Source organism: Acidaminobacter sp. JC074 (assembly GCF_022496765.1).
Lineage (GTDB): Bacteria > Bacillota > Clostridia > Peptostreptococcales > Acidaminobacteraceae > JABXKX01.
Map to the genome: position 1 here is coordinate 17,424 of NZ_VANV01000003.1, position 21,326 is coordinate 38,749.

General features: G+C 36.3%; 20 protein-coding genes and 1 other annotated feature. Of the genes, 11 read left to right on the top strand and 9 right to left on the bottom strand.

All coding sequences use genetic code 11. The features are described from left to right. The gene (locus EZV73_RS03525) at positions 1-705 is read right to left on the bottom strand and encodes a ThiF family adenylyltransferase (RefSeq protein WP_240838346.1); all 705 of its coding nucleotides are present in this window, start codon (positions 703-705) and stop codon (positions 1-3) included. A 137-nt stretch (positions 706-842) separates the two neighbouring features. Here EZV73_RS03525 and EZV73_RS03530 point away from each other — a divergent pair, with 137 nt between their 5' ends. The 6 genes from EZV73_RS03530 to EZV73_RS03555 all read left to right on the top strand — a co-directional run bounded on the left by EZV73_RS03530 (position 843) and on the right by EZV73_RS03555 (position 6,152). Next, positions 843-1,400 carry a helix-turn-helix domain-containing protein gene (locus EZV73_RS03530; RefSeq protein ID WP_240838348.1) on the top strand — a complete coding sequence of 186 codons (558 nt, stop codon included), beginning with the start codon at positions 843-845 and terminating at the stop codon, positions 1,398-1,400. Positions 1,401-1,504: 104 nt separating this feature from the next. Further along, on the top strand, positions 1,505-1,861 hold the full coding sequence (locus EZV73_RS03535) for a hypothetical protein (RefSeq protein ID WP_240838350.1): 357 nt from the start codon (positions 1,505-1,507) through the stop codon (positions 1,859-1,861). Positions 1,862-1,994: 133 nt separating this feature from the next. After that, positions 1,995-2,633 carry an MtnX-like HAD-IB family phosphatase gene (locus EZV73_RS03540; protein ID WP_240838351.1) on the top strand — a complete coding sequence of 213 codons (639 nt, stop codon included), beginning with the start codon at positions 1,995-1,997 and terminating at the stop codon, positions 2,631-2,633. Beyond that, positions 2,633-3,685 carry an iron-containing alcohol dehydrogenase family protein gene (locus EZV73_RS03545; RefSeq protein ID WP_240838352.1) on the top strand — a complete coding sequence of 351 codons (1,053 nt, stop codon included), beginning with the start codon at positions 2,633-2,635 and terminating at the stop codon, positions 3,683-3,685. The genes EZV73_RS03540 and EZV73_RS03545 overlap by 1 nt, the downstream gene beginning before the upstream one ends. A gap of 101 nt (positions 3,686-3,786) precedes the next feature. Further along, complete coding sequence (locus tag EZV73_RS03550; RefSeq protein WP_240838353.1) at positions 3,787-5,577, top strand: thiamine pyrophosphate-dependent enzyme; 1,791 nt, start codon at positions 3,787-3,789, stop codon at positions 5,575-5,577. Between the two features lie 2 nt (positions 5,578-5,579). Beyond that, positions 5,580-6,152 (top strand): indolepyruvate oxidoreductase subunit beta, encoded by a 573-nt coding sequence (locus EZV73_RS03555; RefSeq protein WP_240838354.1) that lies wholly within the window; start codon positions 5,580-5,582, stop codon positions 6,150-6,152. A 29-nt stretch (positions 6,153-6,181) separates the two neighbouring features. Here EZV73_RS03555 and EZV73_RS03560 read toward each other — a convergent pair whose 3' ends face one another. After that, entirely contained in the window at positions 6,182-6,400 is a 219-nt protein-coding gene (locus EZV73_RS03560; protein WP_240838355.1) for a hypothetical protein, read from the bottom strand. A 173-nt stretch (positions 6,401-6,573) separates the two neighbouring features. Here EZV73_RS03560 and EZV73_RS03565 point away from each other — a divergent pair, with 173 nt between their 5' ends. From EZV73_RS03565 to EZV73_RS03585, 5 genes are all read left to right on the top strand, one after another. Continuing rightward, positions 6,574-7,476, top strand: a complete 903-nt coding sequence (locus tag EZV73_RS03565) for a GNAT family N-acetyltransferase (protein ID WP_240838356.1) — start codon at positions 6,574-6,576, stop codon at positions 7,474-7,476. A gap of 31 nt (positions 7,477-7,507) precedes the next feature. Further along, a complete protein-coding gene (locus tag EZV73_RS03570) occupies positions 7,508-8,296 on the top strand; it encodes an AraC family transcriptional regulator (protein ID WP_240838358.1) in 789 nt (262 codons plus the stop codon). A gap of 64 nt (positions 8,297-8,360) precedes the next feature. Continuing rightward, the gene (gene dmpI, locus EZV73_RS03575) at positions 8,361-8,564 is read left to right on the top strand and encodes a 4-oxalocrotonate tautomerase DmpI (RefSeq protein WP_240838359.1); all 204 of its coding nucleotides are present in this window, start codon (positions 8,361-8,363) and stop codon (positions 8,562-8,564) included. Between the two features lie 66 nt (positions 8,565-8,630). After that, positions 8,631-8,839 (top strand) — a binding site (T-box leader). Positions 8,840-8,922: 83 nt separating this feature from the next. Continuing rightward, positions 8,923-11,571, top strand: coding sequence for a valine--tRNA ligase (locus tag EZV73_RS03580; RefSeq protein ID WP_240838361.1), 2,649 nt, complete (start codon positions 8,923-8,925; stop codon positions 11,569-11,571). Positions 11,572-11,611: 40 nt separating this feature from the next. Beyond that, complete coding sequence (locus EZV73_RS03585) at positions 11,612-12,868, top strand: folylpolyglutamate synthase/dihydrofolate synthase family protein (protein WP_240838363.1); 1,257 nt, start codon at positions 11,612-11,614, stop codon at positions 12,866-12,868. 3 nt (positions 12,869-12,871) lie between these two features. On the opposite strand, the gene EZV73_RS03590 is transcribed toward EZV73_RS03585, so the two are convergent. Genes EZV73_RS03590 through EZV73_RS03620 form a run of 7 tightly spaced genes read right to left on the bottom strand, consistent with a single transcriptional unit; the run spans position 12,872 to position 21,092 of the window. Continuing rightward, positions 12,872-13,702, bottom strand: a complete 831-nt coding sequence (locus EZV73_RS03590; RefSeq protein WP_240838365.1) for a hypothetical protein — start codon at positions 13,700-13,702, stop codon at positions 12,872-12,874. 7 nt (positions 13,703-13,709) lie between these two features. Beyond that, positions 13,710-15,125 carry a glycosyltransferase gene (locus tag EZV73_RS03595; RefSeq protein ID WP_240838366.1) on the bottom strand — a complete coding sequence of 472 codons (1,416 nt, stop codon included), beginning with the start codon at positions 15,123-15,125 and terminating at the stop codon, positions 13,710-13,712. A gap of 10 nt (positions 15,126-15,135) precedes the next feature. Then, positions 15,136-16,233 (bottom strand): HEAT repeat domain-containing protein, encoded by a 1,098-nt coding sequence (locus tag EZV73_RS03600; protein WP_240838368.1) that lies wholly within the window; start codon positions 16,231-16,233, stop codon positions 15,136-15,138. Positions 16,234-16,237: 4 nt separating this feature from the next. After that, positions 16,238-18,301: a hypothetical protein gene (locus EZV73_RS03605; protein WP_240838370.1), complete on the bottom strand. Its 2,064-nt coding sequence runs from the start codon at positions 18,299-18,301 to the stop codon at positions 16,238-16,240. A 6-nt stretch (positions 18,302-18,307) separates the two neighbouring features. After that, positions 18,308-19,726 carry a CotH kinase family protein gene (locus EZV73_RS03610; RefSeq protein WP_240838372.1) on the bottom strand — a complete coding sequence of 473 codons (1,419 nt, stop codon included), beginning with the start codon at positions 19,724-19,726 and terminating at the stop codon, positions 18,308-18,310. Then, positions 19,719-20,387 (bottom strand): DUF4956 domain-containing protein, encoded by a 669-nt coding sequence (locus EZV73_RS03615; RefSeq protein WP_240838374.1) that lies wholly within the window; start codon positions 20,385-20,387, stop codon positions 19,719-19,721. Before EZV73_RS03615 ends, EZV73_RS03610 begins: the two co-directional genes overlap by 8 nt. A 9-nt stretch (positions 20,388-20,396) precedes the next feature. Beyond that, positions 20,397-21,092: a polyphosphate polymerase domain-containing protein gene (locus tag EZV73_RS03620; RefSeq protein ID WP_240838376.1), complete on the bottom strand. Its 696-nt coding sequence runs from the start codon at positions 21,090-21,092 to the stop codon at positions 20,397-20,399. Between the last annotated feature and the right edge of the window lie 234 nt (positions 21,093-21,326).

Sequence of the window (21,326 nt, forward strand, 5' to 3'; positions counted from 1 at the left end):
TTATATCTCCAAGATGTCTTTGATTACTTCAGAGGCAATGATTAGACCTGCTACTGAAGGTACAAAAGAAACACTACCTGGTGTAGAACGTCTACTTTCTGATGTTTCTAACTCAAATGGTTTTAATGGTTGTTCTTTAGAATAGACAACCTTTACCTTCTTGATACGTCTCTTTTTAAGTTCATTTCTCATAACCTTAGCAAGAGGGCACATTGATGTTTTAGAGATATCTGCGACTTCTAGCATAGCTGGATTAAGTTTGTTACCTGTACCCATGCTGCATATAAATGGTAGGTCTAGTTCCTTACATCTTTCAATAATTAAAAGTTTTGATGTGACCATGTCAATGGCATCTACCACATAGTCTAAGTCATTTGAAATAAGTTCTAGGTTATCTTTGTTAAAAAGAACGGGTAGCGCTGTCACTGTAATATCTGGATTGATCAGCTTGATACGTTCTTTCATGGCTTCAACCTTTAGTTGACCTACTGTCTGAGTATGTGCATGTATCTGTCGGTTGATATTCGATTCTACAATATCATCAAAGTCTATTAGAACAATGTGGCCGATACCTGTTCTAGCAAGTGCTTCAACGACAAATGAACCGACACCTCCGATGCCAAATACTGCAACTTTTTTATCCTTAAGTTTATCAATGCCATCTTCTCCAAGAAGCATGGCAGATCTTATAAATTTATTATCCATAGTAACCTCCGTTTTCATTATATATCTATATAGTTTTTTTTCAAGTAATCTTTTTATCGTTAAAACTTATCAATCGTTAAAATATAGGGTATAATAAATATGTTGTTGATTAGATGTTATGTTGGAGGAACGTTAAAATGAAGGATAGTATTACGCTGAAAACCATGAACGAAATAAAAATTATTTCGAATCCGATTCGTATGCGTGTCTTAAGAAATTATTATTCTATAGGTAAACCAGCGACTGTTAAACAGATGGCTGTCTATATGGGAGAAGTACCAGCAAATATTCACTATCATGTGAAAAAACTTGTTGAGATTAATGTCTTAGAGTTAGATCATACTGAGAGTGTCAATGGTATTACAGCTAAGTTTTATGTCCCTACTGCGAGGCATATAAAGATTGATGATGAACATGATGTATCAGAAAAGTACATCGACGAAAAAGAAGTTATTGTTTCAAACATCTTTGATGATGGTAAAAAGGAGTTCATGAAGGCCCTTAGATCTAAGTCAAATGATGAAAAAGGCACAATCTTTGCTTCTAAGATAGCCCTTACAGAAAGTGAATACGAGAAGGTATTAGACTACATGACTAAACTTGTTGATGAACATCGTGTAACCGATAAGGATGATAAGAAGTACCTATTGTTTACAGGGATTATTGAAATAGAAGATTCTTCAGAGGAAGAATGATAAAATAGCACAAAAAATGTTTATCTACCCGCATTTTTGGGGATATATACAATAGAAATAGAGACGTTTAGAACTAAAGTGGGCTTAATTCCAGGGAGGTTCGTATGGGTAGATATAAGTATAACATTAGAGTAAATAAAGCCAATAAGCAGTATGGTTATATAGATGGTTCTATCAATGATATTTATTGGTTTGCACTTGTTCATAGTGAGGTTGTAGAAAATGGCATAGATCCTGTGACGCTTGAGAAAGGCTTCGGTAGGATTACAAGACTGTGCCTGTATAAAGACAACACGACCTTTGAAGGAGATCCATTTTTACCGTCAATGACAGTTAGAAGACAAATCTATGTTAATTATCAAGAAGAATGGAGTGTCTTGAATTCTGGATATGTGGATATGGCAAGAGATTTAATCCAGTATCTAGAAAGACGTTACTCACTAAAATTGGTATCATGTTAAGCCGGAGGTAATCCGGTTTTATTTTTTTGTTATCAATGACCTGAATTATGATATAATAGCTAGGTATCTGTAACACAGGATACTGCAATAGACTATAAAATATATTATTCTATACATGTAAACAGGAGGAAAAATGAAAAGATTATTTGTATCAGATTTTGACGGCACAGCAACGGCCTTAGATTTCTATAAAATTGTATTAAACATGATTGGTCAAGAAGGTTGGGATTATGTAACCGACTACAGAAAAACTGGTAAAGTGGACTATCATTTCTTAAATAAAATATTTGGATGGCACAAATTATCAAATGAAGAATACGATGCCTTAATTGATACCATTGAACTTGATAAGACTTTAAAGGACTTTTTAGCCTATTTAGAAGAGGTAGGCGTTGACTTTAAATTTGTAAGTGCTGGTTTTGACAAGTACATCGATGATATCCTTGAAAAAGAAGGTTATAAAGGTGTTGAGGTCATGACAAACCCTGGATCATTTGAAGAGGGCATCATGAAGATGTCACCAGATAAAAACAGTCCATTTTACCATGACTTATTTGGTATTGATAAGGGTAAAGTGATGCAGCACTTAAAGAAGGATGCTGATAAGGTATACTTTGCAGGAGATACAGAACCAGATTTTACAGCAGCCTTAGAAGCTGATGTTGTATTTGCAAAAGGTGAGCTGATTCCAATGTTAGAAAAGCATAACAAACCATATATCAAGTTTGATAAGTACATTGAAATAGTGGAGCATTTGAAAGCAGGTGTGTAATGATATCACAAGCGATTGCAATACCAAGATTAATTGAAAGTAAATACCATGCCTTAAATGATTTGCCTGGAGCTTTGAAAGCCCATGGTTTTAAGAGGGTTCTTTTTACAGTAGGTAATGGCATTGAAGACTTGTTTAAAGAGAAGATAAGTCACCTGACGAGTGAGCCTGAATTGATCATCACAGGTCCTGTCATCCTAGAAGAGCTGGATGTTGAAAAGTTAGCCCCAATGGCTTATGACTTTCCAAATTACGATGTCATTGTTTCCATGGGGGGTGGCAAGGCTATAGACTCTGGTAAATATACAGCTTTTTTAAAGGGCATCCCCTTTATCAGCATTCCAACAAGTATTTCAAATGATGGCTTTGCTTCTTCTGGAGCATCTTTGATGATTGAAGGTAAAAGAAAAAGTGTTTCAGCAAAAATGCCTTATGGTGTAATAGCGGATCTTTCTATACTGTCTACAGCACCTGAAAGATTTTACTACAGCGGGCTTGGAGATGTGGTTTCTAAGATTACAGCCTCTTATGATTGGCAGTACGAAGCCAATCGTGGTGTGGGTTCTGTTGATCATTTTGCACTTTTAACATCTAAAAAATCGGTCAACTCAGTTGTGAGACTGCCAAGACCTTATATTGAAGAGGGTTTATTTTTAAAGGAAGTAGTAGACTCCTTGATTATGAGTGGTATTTCAATGGAGGTTGCGGGTTCTAGTGCACCGGCATCAGGGAGTGAACACCTTATCTCTCATGCTATGGATAGACTAGCACCAGGTGAGTATTTGCATGGCATCCAAGTAGGGATTGCTACCTACATTATGTCTTTGACCCAAGATTACAGAGTCAATAGGGTAAGAACTTTCTTGTCTGATACAGGTTTCTTTGATTATGTAAAGACATTTGAAATACCAAAACAGCTTCTTGTTGATGCCATCCGTTTAGCACCATCCATTAAGCCTAATAGACATACGACACTACATGAACAGAAATATGTAGAAAAAGCAATTAAATATCTAGATGAAGACAGGATTTTAAGGTCGATTCTATTTTAAGTTTAAGCATCTGAAAATTTCAGGTGCTTTTTTGCTTAAAGTCTATAATTTTGGTGTAAATATTATATGATGGACTAAATTAAATTTAGAATGGAGGAACAATGAAGCAATTAATGATGACAGGAAACGAAGCTATTGCTAGAGGGTTCTATGAAGCAGGGGGTAAAATAGCAACCTCTTATCCAGGTTCGCCAACTGTACAGATACTAGAAGCAGCAAAGCAATATGAAGGTGTATACGGTGAGTTTTCCACCAATGAAAAAGTAGCACTAGAAGTTGCTATTGGTGGCTCGTTTGCAGGTGTAAGATCTATGGTGAGCATGAAACATGTGGGGGTCAATATTGCAGCTGACCCATTAATGACATTTACTGAAACACCAACAAATGGTGGCTTTGTTTTGATTTCTGGTGATGATCCAGGATTGAAGAGCTCACAAAATGAACAAGATAATAGGGTATTTGGTAAGTTTGCCAATATGCTCATACTGGATCCTTCTGATGCACAAGATGCCAAAGACTTTGCTAAAAAAGCCTTTGATCTTTCTGAAAAATATGAAACGCCAGTCATGATAAGAATTACATCTAGACTATGTCATTCCAGATCAATTGTGAATGTTGAAGAAAGATTAGAGTCTGTTAAAGAGGTCTTTAAAAAAGATGGTAAGTACTGTATGATTCCGCCTAATTCCAATAAGGCCCAGTACTTTATGAAAGATAGAGTTCAATCACTAGCTGATGATACAGAAACAATTGATTTAAATAAACTAGAAGCTGGACATTCGAAGGATGTTCTGATTATCACATCTGGTTTACCCTATGTTTATGTAAAAGAGTTAGGTTTAGAAATAGATGTTTTAAAGTTAGGGATGGTTTATCCGCTATCTAAGTCATATATAGAAAAAATAACAAGTGGCTATAAGAAGATTGTTGTCATAGAAGAAATGATGCCATTTATTCAAAATGAACTTAAGTTGATGGGCATTGAATCTGTAGGTAAGGAGTATTTTTCTTTTACTGGCGAGTTAGATGCTACATCTATCCATAATGGTCTTCTTGAAGCAGGACTTATCAGTGGTGATATCAAGTCTGGCAAAATGGATTTACCGACTGTTAACAGACAACCTCTCTTCTGTGCGGGCTGTCCTCATAGACCAATCTTTGATATTTTAAAGAAATCTAAGGCCAAAATGGTGATTGGTGATATTGGTTGTTATTCTCTAGGCGTCTTAAGTCCAACTGAGATATCTCATTCCATTATTTCAATGGGCGCCAGTGTAGGTATTACAAAAGGTATTAGAAAGGCTATGTCTTTGGGACAAAAGGAAGAACCTATTGTTTCTTTAATTGGTGATGGTACCTTCTTCCATTCTGGTATACCTTCATTTATCAACCTTTTGCACCAGCAAGAGGACTTTGAGAATATGACCTTTTTAATTCTTGATAATAGAACCACGGCTATGACAGGTGGTCAGCACAATGGTGGTTCAGGTAACTTTAACGAAAAAGATGATTTGCATGTAGATATAAAATCACTTCTTGAAACCATTGGTTTTAAGAGGGTCATAGAGGTAGATCAGTACGATTACAAGGCAACTAAGAAAATAATCGATGATGAAATAGGCTTTAATGGCTTGTCGATTGTCATTGCAAAAGGTCAATGTGCCCTTAAATACAAGGTGAAGAAAACGCCATATTATGTGGATCCTGAAATATGTATCGCGTGTAAGTCATGCATCAGAACCAACTGTCCGCCACTTAAGATGAAAAAATACGATGGCATTGAAAAGATGAAATCATCTATTGATGAAGATATGTGTGTGGGCTGCGGTATTTGTGCTCAAGTGTGTCCGGTAGGGGCTATTAAGCTTGTGACAGATAGAAAAGAGGTGTAGGTATGAAGAATATCATGTTATGTGGTGTAGGTGGACAAGGTCTTGTGATGACATCGGGTATTATTGCTGAGGTGGCAAGACTTTCTGGTTACGATGTAAAAACCAATGATGTTATAGGACTTTCTCAGCGTGGCGGTCGTGTATGGGCCAGTATCAGATTTGGAGAAAAAGTCTATTCACCTAATATTGAAGAAGGTAGCTTGGATTACTTATTAGCTCTTGAACCTCTTGAAGGTTATAGATACAGTAAGATGTTAAAAGAAGATGGTGTCATCTTGATGAATGATAAAATCATTTATCCAGCTGATGTAGTATTTGATAAATCAACTTATCCATTTGATGAAATTGAGAAGATGAAAGAAAGATACGAGACTTACGCCTTAGATGCAAGTCATAAGGGGGTAGAGCTTGGCAATAAGATGGTTGCCAATACCATTATACTAGGCATGCTTGCTGGTAAGCTTACATTTGATACTACCAAGTGGTTACAGGTTATTAGAGAAAGGGTACCTGAGAAGGCTATTAAGTTAAATGAGGAAGCATTTAGGTTTGGCTATAATTTTGTAAACCAATAAAAATAAAGGCATTGAGAAGTAAAACTTCTTCAATGTCTTTTTTCGATGATTCTTTCGTCAATATCAATGGCGTGATTTAAGCGATTGAGCATCTTAAATTGTTGTTTTCTATATTTTTGATACTTTGAAATATGGTTGAGTTGAGCTTTGTTTAGGTGTTCTTCATTGAAACAAGAGATGCCTAATCCTACCTCGATTTCTAAACGAAGGGCCTTAAGGTTAATGAGTTCATGAATTTCTCTGTTCATACAGTCACCTCCTTAGTCTATTTTTACCCAATTTTGAGGATTTTAATCGTGATGACATTTGCCTTATACTTTTGTATCAAACCAGGTGTAGGATAACTGTAATGTATAAGTTGTTTTTAAGTGAATATACCTGCTTGTAAAATGGTAAGATGAAATAAAGATAGGAGGAAGCTATGTATAGAGATTATAATTATTTGAATACTGATAATGAGTTTCAGAAAGTGAAAGATTTTTTAAGAGGTCTAGAGGCTTATAAGAATCATGACAACAACTGGGATCCAAGTCGTTTTGATTGGTGGCGTTACAGTTACCATTACAACAAAGACCAGCATTTTTTTGAAAAGAGTACCCACTACTGGACGCATGATGACGAAGTTGTGGCATTGGCCATATCGGAGTATGGAGAAAAAGATATCTTCATACTTGTGCATCCAGATCATCATGACCTATATGATTCGGTTATTGATTGGGTTATAGATGTGTTTGGCAAAGGCAAAGAAGAAATTATTTCACCTGTTTTTTTAATTGATCCTTATAAGGTGGCTAAACTTGAAGAAAGAGGTTTTGTAAAAGGCAGACATGAAAACAATGTAAGAACTTATGATTTGACCAGCTATGATTTTGAGTATGAACTGGATGCATCTTTTAGACTATTAAATTTTTCTGATTATCTGGACTATAAAAGCAAGAGTCGACTGATCTGCAGCGCTTTTTCTAAAAAAGAACACCCAGTTTCTAGAATAGAATCCTTTATGAAGACACCTGGTTATATGGCTGATTTAGATCTGATTTGCATCAATCAGGATAATGAAGCTGTGGCTTATTGTACAGGCTGGCTTGAACAGCATAATGAAAAGCTTGGTTATATTGAGCCTATGGGGGTTCATGAGGCTTATAGAAGAAGGGGGTTAGGTAAAGCTTTGGCCAAGGCGTGTTTTAAAAGACTGCGTGACAAAGGTGTCGACTTTGCAACTATTGCTTCTAATGCAGAACCCGATGTTTCTAACTACTTATACGACTCATTAAAGCCAATTGGGAAAAAGTCGGGTTATGAGTTTGTACTTAAGCTGACCTAGAAAAAGTCAAAGAATTTGTTATAATCAAGGTATGAAAAAGATAAAAATGACATTTTACAACAAGGTTGACGAAAAGCTAAAACCTTATATCAGGCATTATTTCGTGACTTATGGCGACTTAGATGAAAACGAAAAAATGCAGCTCCTTCCAATGGATCACTATGATATTATAGTGCCAGTTGAAGGTAAACTTTCATATGTCCTTCATGGTCATAAAATGCCCTTAGACAGTGCTTTGGTTCATGGTTTAAGACATAAGAATATCACATTAGAACAATCTGGTTTTGTGAGGGCGTGGGGCATATCTTTTACACCTTGGGGATTTTATGCCTTTTATGGAGCTCATATGTCAAAACTAACGGATAAGATTTTAAAGCTATCCGATTGCATACCTGAGTTGAATACAGTTATTGATAATGTAAATGGATTCGAGATGAATCAAGTGATTGATGCATTGGAGGACTACTTGACTGAAAACATCCCTGAAAAGTTTGACTACAATCTAATTGAGGCATTTATAGATGGGGACCTTAATGTCGGTGATTTCTGTATTAAACATGGTATACAAAGAAGAAGCTTTGAAAGACGTTTTTTAAAGATCATAGGTGTATCACCCAAAGACTTTAAGGGCATTAGGCAGTTTGAAATTGCCTCTAGAGCTCTACTTTATGATGAACAAAGACTGTCAGAAATTGCTCTATACAGTGATTATTATGATCAAGCACACTTTACAAAAAACTTTAAAAAATACGCCTCTTATACACCGAAGGCCTTTGTAAAAGAAAAGCCTGCTCTGAAGTCAAAAATAGATTTCGACTAGTGTCGCATTTCTACAATAAACATACTTCTAATCATGCTATTATGTTTTCAAAGGAGGACATAATATGCCAACAATAAGAGTAACATCTACACCGCTGAGTATGGAACAGAAGCGTGAGCTTGTGGAAAGATTGACTCAAGTATCTATGGAAGTCACAGGTGCACCAGAGCAGTTTCATACAGTTTTAATAGAGGAACTATCACCTGAATCAATGGGTGTTGGTAAAAAGACAGTTGAAACAATCATTGCGGAACTAAAAGCAAAGTAAGGAACATCTTTATGATGTTCTTTTTCTATTGTTATTGACAGTTAACATTTCCTTTATTATAATGATATAAAATCAATGAAAAAGAGGAGTAGACAATACTTGCTTTTAGAGAGAAAAATGTTTTGGTGGAAGTTTTTCAGTAAAGGTTGTTGAAGGTAGCTTTGGAGATGCTGTTCTGAATAAGTAGGAACAGACGGGTTAGATACGTTACATCGATAATGAGTGTCAGTGCTTGCGCTGGAATTTGGGTGGTACCGCGATCTTTCGTCCCATATGAGGATGAAGGGTTTTTTATATTTTTTGAGAAAGTCTTCATCAAACACAAAGGTTTATAAACAGTATTTGAAAGGAGATCAAAATGGCAGAGTTAAAAATGGGCACAACCTATGACCCTAAGTCATTTGAGGAAAAGATTTACGAAAAGTGGGAAGAGACTAAAGCTTTCGAAGCCAACGTAAATAAAGAGAAAGAGCCTTATACAATCGTTCTTCCTCCACCAAACATCACTGGTCAGTTACACATGGGTCATGCACTTGACCACACATTACAGGATGTTTTAATTAGATTTAAGAGAATGCAGGGTTATGAAGCATTATGGCTTCCAGGAACAGACCATGCTTCTATAGCAACAGAAGTTAAGGTCTTAGAACACTTAAGAAACACTGAAGGTCTATCTAAAGAAGATTTAGGTAGAGATAATTTCTTAAAGCATGCATGGGCATGGAGAGAAGAATACGGTGGACGTATTGTAAGACAAATGAAAAAGCTTGGTAACTCATGTGACTGGTCTAAAGAGAGATTTACTTTGGATGAAGGTTGTAATGATGCTGTTACAGAAGTATTCCTAAGACTTTATGAAAAGGGTTATATCTACAAGGGCTACAGATTAAACAACTGGTGTCCAGATTGTAAGACGACTTTATCGGATGCGGAAGTTGATCATGAAGAAAAATCAGGTAACTTCTGGCATATTAAGTACTTTATCAAGGATTCTGATGAGTATTTAGAAATTGCCACTACTAGACCAGAAACATTAATTGGTGATACGGCTGTTGCTGTAAATCCTAATGATGACAGATACAAACACTTAATCGGTAAAACATGTATCTTACCAATCGTAGGTAGAGAATTGCCTATCGTTGGTGATGAGTATGTAGACATTGAATTAGGTACGGGTGCTCTAAAGGTAACACCTGCTCATGACCCTAATGACTTTGAAATTGGTAAGCGTCATGATTTAGAGCAGATCATCGTAATGAACGAAGATGCGACAATGAACAAGCTTGCAGGTAAGTATGAAGGTATGGATCGTTATGAGTGTAGAATAGCGCTTGTTAAGGATTTAGAAGAAGCTGATTTATTAGTAGAAATCAAAGCACATGACCACAATGTTGGTACTTGCTATAGATGTCATACAGTAATCGAGCCGATGCTTTCTGACCAGTGGTTTGTTAAGATGGAAGACTTAGCTAAGCCTGCAAATGAAGCTGTAAATAATGGCAAAATGAAGTTTGTTCCTGAGAGATTTGATAAAATCTATTACTCTTGGATGGACAATGTAAGAGACTGGTGTATATCTAGACAGTTATGGTGGGGACATAGAATTCCGGCATACTACTGTGACGCTTGTAAACAAGTTCATGTAGCTAAGGAAATGCCAGATGTATGTACAGCTTGTGGACACACAAACTTTACTCAAGATCCTGATGTATTAGATACTTGGTTCTCATCTGCTTTATGGCCTTTCTCAACATTAGGTTGGCCAGAAAAAACACCTGAGTTGGATTACTTCTACCCAACAAATGTATTGGTTACGGGTTATGATATCATTTTCTTCTGGGTTGCGAGAATGTTATTCTCAGGCTTAGAGCAAATGGGTGAAGTACCTTTCCATGATACCTTGATTCATGGTCTTGTTAGAGCATCAGATGGTAGAAAGATGTCGAAGTCATATGGTAATGGTATTGATCCATTAGAAGTAATTGACAAGTATGGTGCAGATGCACTTAGATTTATGTTATGTACTGGTAACTCACCAGGTAATGACTTCCGTTTCTACATGGAAAAAGTAGAAGCATCAAGAAACTTTGCTAATAAATTATGGAATGCTTCTAGATTTGTAATGATGGGTCTAGAGGATAAAGATTATACTTTAACTGGTGATGAAAAATTAGAGTTATCAGACAAGTGGATATTATCTAGAGTGAATGCTGTGATTGAAGAAGTAACATCTAACTTAGACAAGTATGAGTTAGGTATTGCTGCTGATAAGATCTATGGTTTTATCTGGGATGAGTATTGCGACTGGTACATTGAGCTTTCTAAGAAACGTCTTTACAGTGAAGATGAGACTGAAAAAGAAACTGCTCAAAAGGTACTTATTAAGGTTCTTAAGGATATGCTTAAGCTTCTTCATCCGTTTATGCCATTCATCACTGAAGAAATTTGGTCACACTTACCAGGTACATCAAGTGATTTAATCACGGCTCAGTGGCCTAAGGTAATTGCAGATAACAATGATCAAGCTTCTGAAAAATCAATGAGAATCATCATGGAAGCAATTAAGAATGTACGTAACGTAAGAAGTGAAATGGATGTTAAGCCATCTAGAAAAGCTAAGGTTATCGTAGTTGCAAATGAAGAAATTTCAAACTTATTCAGTGAAAATGCAAACTACTTTACAGCATTGGCTTCAGCTTCTGAAATTGGTTTAGATTCTAAAGACAATATTCCAGAGGATGCAGTTGCTGTTGTTACTGAAGGTGCAGAATTATTCTTACCGCTTGCTGATTTAGTAGACTTTTCTAAGGAAGTAGAAAGATTAGAAAAAGAGAAGAAGAAATTAGAATCTGAAGTTGAGAGAGTTGTTAAGAAACTTTCTAATGAAGGTTTTGTAAAGAAGGCGCCTGAGAAGTTAATCAATGCTGAAAAAGAAAAGCAAGTTAAATATCAGGAAATGCTTGATAGTGTTAATGAAAGAATTGAGGCTATGAAGGCTAAAATGTAATCAAAGGCGGTTTTACCGCCTTTTCTTTAGAGGTTTTTTTATGAATAAATTAGACTTTGAAAATTGGTTGGATCAAATAAAATCATATGGTATAAAACCCGGTTTGTCTAGGGTCAAAGAACTCTTGAATCGACTGGATAATCCCCAAAACAAACTGGATATCATTCATATTACCGGTACCAATGGTAAGGGGACAACAGCAACAGTACTAACGAATATCCTAAGAAAAGCTGATTATAAGGTTGGGCAGTTTTCAACGCCTTCTATTATCAGTTTTAATCATATGTTTGATATTCATGGGCCTATTAGTGATGAGAGGTTGTTTGAACTTTCAGCTAGAATTAAATCCTTATGTGAAGACATGTTATCTGATGGTTTAGAATATCCTACAGAATATGAAATCATAGCAGCCATTATGTACTTATATTTTTATGAAGAGCATGTGGATTTTGCAGTGGTTGAGGTGGCCATGGGTGGAGAAAACGACTGCACCAATGTGATGGACTTTTCTATTCTCTCTATTATAACGCCGATTTCACTTGACCATACAGGTTTTCTAGGAGACACGGTCTTAGATATTGCAAAAGAAAAATCGGGTGTTATCAAAAATAATTCAGCACTGATCATGCATCCTCAGCTTAAAGACGTTGAAGACTTCTTGCGAGCAGACTGTCAACGAAAAATGGCTCTTGTAAAAAGTTTTGATCCGGATGTAATTTGTTCATATGATGAGCTTATGAGTTTCTCATATAAGGGCTTAAAACTCCAAACAAGACTTATGGGTAAACATCAGGCAGCGAATATTATTGGTGTATTAGAAGCTGTACACTATTTGAATGTTAAGGGTTATACCAGTGTTTCAAATGATCACATGTTAGAAGGTGTATTAGAGACTGGCTTTGAAGGCAGATTTGAAAGAATCGATCAATGGATATTGGATGGAGCCCATAATCATGAAAGTCTTATGGCTTTAAAAGATGTTCTAGAATCCTTGAATCTTTATGATTTGGTGGGGGTTTTTGGTGCTTTAAGGGATAAGACCATCGATGAGGCCTTAATGGCTCTAAGGGGACATTTTAGGAGGGTGATCTTAACTGAACCCAATAGTTTCAGAAAACTTGATGTAGAGCTTCTGAAAGAAAAGTTTGAATCCTTGGGTTATGACAACTTAAGAGTAAGTAGATCCATTGAAGATGCCTATATTCAGGCCGAAAAGATATCAGGTACAAAATTGGGCTTTGGTTCCTTTTATATGATAGGTGATTTAAGAAGGTATATAAAGAATGACACTCGATGAGTGTCATTTCATATTTATCCAGGATTCCAGGTCGTGTACACCATAATGAATGAAGTTACACCTTTTCTTGAATCTCAGTTTTATTTCATTAAATGTTTGTAAGACTGTTGTCTTTTCCTGACCGGCAAAGGAGATGTGTTCACCTTCTTCAGAAGGTCTTGTTTCTAAAGTGACGATAAGTTTTTTTTCGTTTTCTTTGGAATAATCTGCTTCATTTTCTATTAAAGTCAAAACACCATTATCGCCATATAGCTTATTTCGATAAGCCATGACTGTCACTTCATCAGATGTTCTAATTATCCATTCAGCCAGGTTTTCGTCTAATTTCATGTTAGAAAGCTTAACATCATCATACCAAAATGGGATGACAATATTTAAGGTCAAATCAGACGTCTGGGCTTGTTTCTGTGCCTCTAAAATCAAATCCTGAAAGGTCTGGTAATCTGATTCAGTGTCCCTGTCCTTAAGAACATAGGGTTCAATATCCAATATAATTCCCTCAAAATGAGGATACCTTGATGGGTCGAGTTCGCTTATGTACTTAAAAAACTTATTCAGTTTATTAGGCTTATCAATCCATGTATATGAACCGTTAAGAGCATAAACAGATATATGCTTGTCTGAGATCAAAGCCAGCTTTTCCTCGAATAAGTCTTCATCACTTGAGCAGTACAAGTAAATTTTATTAAAACCATCCTCTTTTATATCTGATAATAATTCTTCATCTATTAAGTTGATGTCCCAAACAAACATGGCTTGATCTATAGGCTCAGCAGGGCAAAAACAGCACGCTGAGTTCATGATTAAATACCATGTTAATAAAATCAATATCATTTCATACCTAAACTTTCTCTGTTTTTAGGTGTTCGCTTCTACTGATGCTGCCCCAAGAGTGTCCCTTTCTAAAATATTCAAAGGTTCCGATGATTCTCAAGATGGAATTGTACTGCCTGTAACCAAATGCTTCAACGATTGCCAAACCGATAAAGGTTAAGAGGTACCTGAACTTGTACTGGTTGTCCATCATATAAAAATCAAGTATCATAGCTGAAACTGAGACGATGACGCTGTAGAAGATATACACTGTAAAAAAGGTCATTAAAAACTGAACATTGATAAATCCTGTGATAAAGGAAATTATAATGGTCAAAAATCCGATGACTTCGAAAAAGGGTGAAAGCATCTCATAAAACAAGTAATAGGCATATGAGAAGAACCCTATCCAACCAAAACGGGGATTTAAAAATATATATCGGTGTTCTATCAAACTTTCCATCAAACCTTTATGCCAGCGTTTTCTCTGAACGCCAAGGTCTTTCATGGTAGAAGGTACCTGTGTCCAACAAATGGCTGTTGGTACATAGGATATCCGATATTCTCTTTTGTTTCTCCTGAAGAAGGAATGAATGTTGACAACAATCATCATGTCTTCTCCGAGACTCTTATTTTTGTATCCACCAATATCTATAATAACATCTTTCTTAAATAAACCGAAGGCCCCTGAGATAATTAAATTACCGTTAAACTGATTGAACCAGACTCGGGTAGTGATAAATATACGAGCGTATTCGACCATTTGCATAAGAACAACAAAGTTCTTAGGTATAAAGGTCTTCTTTATCTGACCGTTTTCTATAACAACTTGATTGGCAATCTTGATGTTGCCTCCAACTGCAATGGTTCTATCATCTTCCATAGTGGGCATGCTGATTTGTTTAAGAGAATCTCTTGCAAGCAACATGGAATCTGCATCGAGAGCAACAACATAAGGAAATCTAGCAGTGTTTAGACCTACATTTAAGGCATCAGCCTTACCACCATTTTTCTTTCTTGCTAGTGTTAAAAAAACATTTCCTACTCTAGCAGAATGTACACTTTCAACTTCTTGGGTATGGAGTCTTCTTCGTACTGGTCGATTGGTCTCTTTGAGTTGATACTTATCAATGATCACTTGAGAAGTTAAATCTTTTGATCCGTCATCGATAACAATTACTTCATATTCAGGGTAGTCTAAGTCGAGTAGTGATGCTAAGCAATCGCATATGGTCACTTCTTCGTTGTAAGCTGGAACTAAGACTGAAATTGGGATGAAGTTTTTTTCGTTTCTGATGTATAAATCATTGTCATGTCTTTCTCTTTCTTTGTGGTCAAACAAGTTAATCAGTGCATATACTGTCGACAGAAAGAAAATTACTGCATACAGAAAAATATAGATCATGAAGAGCCAGTTGATACCATCAACAATATTTTCTAACATTTAGAACTCCTTAATCTGTTAAGTGTTTAGCGTATTCCATTGCACCTGCTGCAAAATTGTCATCTAGTTCATTTATGAAACTTTCTACGTTTTCATCTGAGTAACCCAAATGATTGGTTAAATGTCCTAATATAGCGATTGCAGTATTGGTTCTGACGTACCAGTTGAAATCACCTAATGAGTCGATAATATCATCTAATACAAAGTAATCAGTATAGTTAGATAAGGTTTTAGCAGCAATGGCTCTAACTTCCCAATAAGTACTTTTTAGATTTGACCTTATGGTTGGCAAAACATTTGGGTACTGAACTGCACCAAAGTATTTTAAGAGCTGTATCTGCTCTTCTTTGTCTTGTGTTGTTTTTAAGTAGGCATCGAAAATTTTTAGTGGTGTTTCAGCAATTTCGTTGTTGAAGTAGTTGATGACAAGAAGTTTAAGTTCGTGATTAAACTGATTAAAGCTTTCTACTAACTTTTGATTCAGAATATCCTTATCACCCTCAAAGTTATCTAGGATATCGGTGAGTACTTTCTTACTCATGTAACGTCTTTCAGCTGAAGTAATCATCAGTGACTTAACTAGAGCATCTGAATTGCCAATCTTAGAAATCGCTGACATACAGTTGAATCTGGAGTTGATGGATATACTGTTGACACCCTCTATCAAATAGGAGATCACACTGGAATGATTGTGCCTGAACTCACCTAACATAAAGACATTTTGAATATGTCTGACACCACCGTTGGACCGGGTGTTTTTTAATCTTCGTATGATGTAGTCATGATACATAGCCATATAGTCTGAGACGAAAGGTCTTTCTTTTTCGTTAGATGTAAACTCCAAGATGACTTCTTGGAATACTTTTTCATAAGCTCTTTGCTTAAGACGACCTTTAATGACATTGATTTTATCTTTTGAAGTTGACATCTTGAACTTATGGGCATAAAAACTCTCCTGAATTAAGGTTGCAAACTCAGGATGAATTCTGTTAACTCTTCTGTTAAAACGTTTGTTGCTCCAATCGGTATAAACCAAGTAGATCAATGATGAAACAATAATGGTTACGAAGGAGAAGAGCATCATGTAAATAAATATAATGGCAAACATATTTTTAATCCTTCATGGCTTCCTTCAGTGTATAAAACATGGGTTTGATGCGTGTTGAAAAGGTTGGTTTGAGCCAATTGTCCCATGTATAATAATAAGGCTGAGCGTAATCTGTCCTATCTCTCTTGACTTCAACAAGCTCAAGGGTGATACCATCTATCATCTTCATCCTAAAAGTGTGATCGATATTAAAGTCATCTATAATCATTTTACTGGCTGGTGACATGAAATTCAGAAGACCATAAGGTAACCTGACTTCAATGATCTTGTCTTTTTTCGACCAATCAGCAGTCGACTGATAATCTTCGGATGATGGATTGTTATTACCTTCAATGAGTTTTCCAGTGATTCTGATATCATTATCATCGAGTGGTTTGAACTTAAAGTATAAAGCTGAATCATCACTGTATTGATAAATTGAGTTAAAAACACTGGAATCGGGACTTGGTCTTTCTAAATCTGGAAATCTTCTCAACATATCCTTTTCTAGTCTGAATGCATTGACATCATAATAATCTTGAACGAGGATTTCTTGATTACCAGACATCTCTAAAAGAAGGATGAAGTCAACTGCTTGTTGAAATTCTAAATTCAGTTCAGGTATGCTAGTAGTTCCTGAGTTTGGTGTAACATCAATACCTAAGTAAAAACTTGTATTATCAGAAATTACATCCTCACATTCAATGAGTATATGAAATGCAGAAGCATCGTGATTGATGCTATAAGATGTTAAATTAGACACACGAATTTTTTTGATATCATACCATTCTTCAATCAGTCCGTCCTCATAATGGATGTGATCCCCATCCGGCTCAAAAGCAATGACACCATAGCTTTGGGCGTATGTCTGAAGATCTCGCCACAAGACAGAATGATCTAAGACTTTTAAATTGTAAGAGTACCAAGAGGACTTAAACCATGCATCCTGCCAGTCTCTTAAAAATTGTCCTGCAACACCTGAACTTTTAATGCTTTTATATTGATTTGCTGTTTTACTGGCTTGGTCAACCTCATCTAAATAAGGTTCTGAGTCAAAAAGTGTGTATTCTGCAGTAAACCGGCCTGTAGGAAAACCATATGCACTGATAATAACTGGTAAGCTGTGATAGTCAACAATTTTATCAAGCTCACTTTGTTCATTTTCAGTTGCAACATTGAATTTGACTTGTTCTATGTCATAATTCACAAAAAAACCTGATTTTAGATGCTCACCAGGAATGATGTGTTCAGCATCGATTACTGATGGGAGTCTGATTGCATCATATGCTTCTTCAGCCACATCTTCAGTAAGTGATCTAGCCAGTCGGCTACCGTGTGAGTGAATGGAGTAAAGACTCTGCTGTGAGTAATAAGATACTTCATATGTGGCAGCATGATCTAACATACGCGTTAGAAATATTTCAAAGTTACTGGCATGAACAGAGGATACAAAGTAATCACCTATATAGGGATCTTGGTCGAATGTTAGATTTGAATAAGTGATGTCATCGGCTCCCCAATTGACACCGATTATATAACCTAGTAGATAGTCTGAAACATCTATTGGATTTTTTTTGAAAAGGTAAATGGAATCAAAAATATTAGCATTGCCGTGGACGGCGTCGATGGCTTCCTCGATATCTGTCTTGAAGGCTTTTTCCCACTTGTCATCGAGAGGTGAGTAGCCATCTTTAAGAGCGACCTCATCAAAGTAAACACCTTGTAATAGATAAAGAGGTTGGTCTACAGACTGGTTGTATTCTAAGAAAGCTTCATAAAATTTTCCAGGCATCAATGCATCTACCTTGACCGTGTTCAGTCCCATTTCTTGCATGAGGCCGAACCACTCAACATATCTTTCGTGTGTCACTTCGTTACCAGAAGGTATAACACCAGGCTGAGTTGCAGTTAATGTGACCCCATTTGGAATGAAAATCTCTGAAACACCATCCCTTATAAGTGCTATTTCAGTGCTTTGAGAAACGAACTGGAAAGCCACATTTTCTTTATTATATTGTCTATAAAATTGAAAGAGCAATAATAGCATTATTGCAATTACCAGTGTGGTGCCGTAAATGAATCTTTTCATAGGCCTTTAATCCGTCCAATCAGAAATACTGTTTATATGTTGGTCCAACCAATTAGCTCGGTTGATTATAAATGATTTGAGTCTGTCTATTTCACCTTCAAAGTCTGCAATTGGTTGTTCTAAACTTAAAAGATGATCTAGAAGTTCTGGATCTGAGTTTTTTAGAAACTTAGTCATATTATCAACAACAACTGCTTGTGGGTATGTCTTGTGATCTTTTTCTACGTAGGGTCTTAAAACTACTGCGGCCTGGTCTATAGATGCTAGGATATTGTCAGTTTTTAAAGGACCTCGTCTGAGTTCTTCATATCGTTCAAGTACCTTATCAACAAAAACTGGGTCTTGCAAGAGTCTTTCGTATAAAGGTCTGTCGTGTAATGTAAGCCCAGTATAGTCACCGAGTTTAAATACAGCATTGATACTACCCATAGAGTTGTTAAAATCCCAAACTGGACCGATGTGTAAGGGGCCTCTGACGTCTTTGTAGAAATAGGTGGACTTAAGACCTGCATCCGTATTTTGGAAAAATTCGTTGATGATATAGTAGTCTACAAAACTGTCTACGTTAATCAGTTCTGCATAACCCAAACCAGGTATGTCGTATTTATCATGATAGAGGTTTCTTTCAAACTCTGTCATGATATCGCCTATATAGTTCATCTGGCCTTGGGTAAGGGTTCTTTTAGGATAAACATCAATGTATTGGTAGCTATACATATAAAGTTCTTTACCGTATACATTGATCAGTTGGTTGCCGTCTCTGTAGGTATCCTTGGATATAATAAAAGATGTTTCATCTAGGTTCATAATAGTAGGGGAAATATCCACCCTGTTACCACCTTGACGTATTTTTTCAGTCCATTGATAAAGACCAAGGTATTCGGGATTCTCATCATTGACTTGTACATAAAGCTCTGTATATTGCGTTCTTGGGGCGTAAGGCATGATTTCAAAAGCTGTCTTATAGCCGATGTAGTTTCGCATCATTGTCCTGTCGATAATAGGTCCACTTAAAACCCAGTCTTCTCCCTTTGGCATATCTAGAATCTTCTTCTTGACCTGCATGCCATCTTCATCTTGTAAGGAAACTGAAAACTGATGTTTGACATAAGAAAAGGAAGAGGCACCTCTTTTGCTGACAAGGGCAGAGTAATTCTTTTTATTATTCGATTCTATGATGATATTCGCTGAAAACTTATCTCTATTAAATACTGTATTTTCAGTGATGTTTTCACTACCTGCAATGTAAATGTTTAATGGCTTCTCAATGACAAGGGTTGTTTTCGAAACACTTTCCAATTGAGGAAAAGGTACAAAATCAAACTCGTTTGCATCTGCAGATGGTCCTAAATAGACAAATGTCAGCAACAAAAGCCCAACCAATAAAACAATGTAGGAAATGATCATAATTAATCTTTTATCCAACGGTCTCACCACTTTGCGCGAGTATGTTGACACTCTTAATCCCGTGTAGTTGATAAAGTCTTCCTGTAAGACCCATATCGTCGCCGTTTTTCATTTTGACTTGATAAACCAATTCTAATGATTCACCGCTTGTATGTTTGGATTTAAGGAGATACTGGCCAAAAGTCCTGTTGATTTCCGCCATGATATTATCTTGTTCTGATCTTGCACCTCTAATGACGATGATATAACGTTCATTTTTGGAAGTCAGTCCTAGGCCCATGACCATCAAAACCCCGCTGATGATAAAGGTTGTGATAAAACCTATGAAGAAATTGCCTGTTCCTGCACATAGACCAATGGTTATGGCCCAGAAGATATAAGCAGCATCCCTTGGATCTTTGACTGCAGTTCTAAAACGAACAATCGATAGGGCACCAACCATACCAAGAGATAAGGCAACACTAGAACCGATGACCATCATAACTGCTGATGTCACCATGGCAATCATAATTAAAGATGTGTTGAACTTCCTGTTATAGGTGACTGTGGTATATGACAATCTGTAAGTGATGTATAAGACAAAAGCCAGTGCAAATGCAAATAAGAGTCTGATTAACATGTCATAAATGGTTATGGATTCGCCGGCGCCTGCCAGCAGATTGTATAAGGTATCTCTCATAGTATTCTCCTATAGGATATTGAGTTCTTCGAATAACCAACGTGATTCTCGATATTTACTGACTGCCCTAGATGATTCTGTTAGAGGGGCCAGTTGGGTTTTGATATAGTGTGGAAGTTCACCTGTGCTTTTGACTTCCAGTATGGCGAAAAACTGAGTAGGGATTCTTTCTAGATAGTCCTCTGATTCAAACAAATCCAAACTTGTTTCTGAGACGCGCAGGTCATAATCAAAGGTGATTCTTGTAGCATTAACCTCACCTATAAATGCACGTCTGGTGTACTGTATTTTAACAACGGGTCTATAAGAGCGCGTTGTCATGATATGACGAATCTTATCTGCAAAAGGATCTTGATACTTAAGGAGGCAATCGTATTCGCCTTCTTGGAGTAAGATGGCATCACCTTTGTAGATAAGCATGCTCTCCTTAGCCTGATAGGTGTTGTCTTTTATTTTCATTTCAAGTTTGATTTGATCAGTCTCTCTGTTATAGAATCTTAAGCGAATCTTTTTTCGATTCTCAAGGCCATCAATTTTATCATAGTAGTCCTTGTTCAGCACGCTGTCAAAGTAAAGTGATGTTACTGTGTAACCAAAAGGGCCATTATGTTCATCTGCTTCTAATAGCCTTGTCAATTTATCAAGAAGAAGGCCATACTTGTCTGCAGAGAGTCTGTATTTAGTTTCTGTTCTTGCTATTCTCATGTGCCTCCAATAATAAGATGCTTTCTTATTTATGTTTATTAAAGATGTAAGAGTTTTCTATATATACTTTTATACCCAAGTGGCTATGAAGTACACATTTTAATATTGTGTAGTATTAGTATTCATTAGATGATAATAAGGGAAAATAATAAAATTAATTGGTTTTACAGTAAAACTATTATAGCTTATGTTTTAGAGGATTTCCATGTAAAAAAACATAGAAATACGCAGACG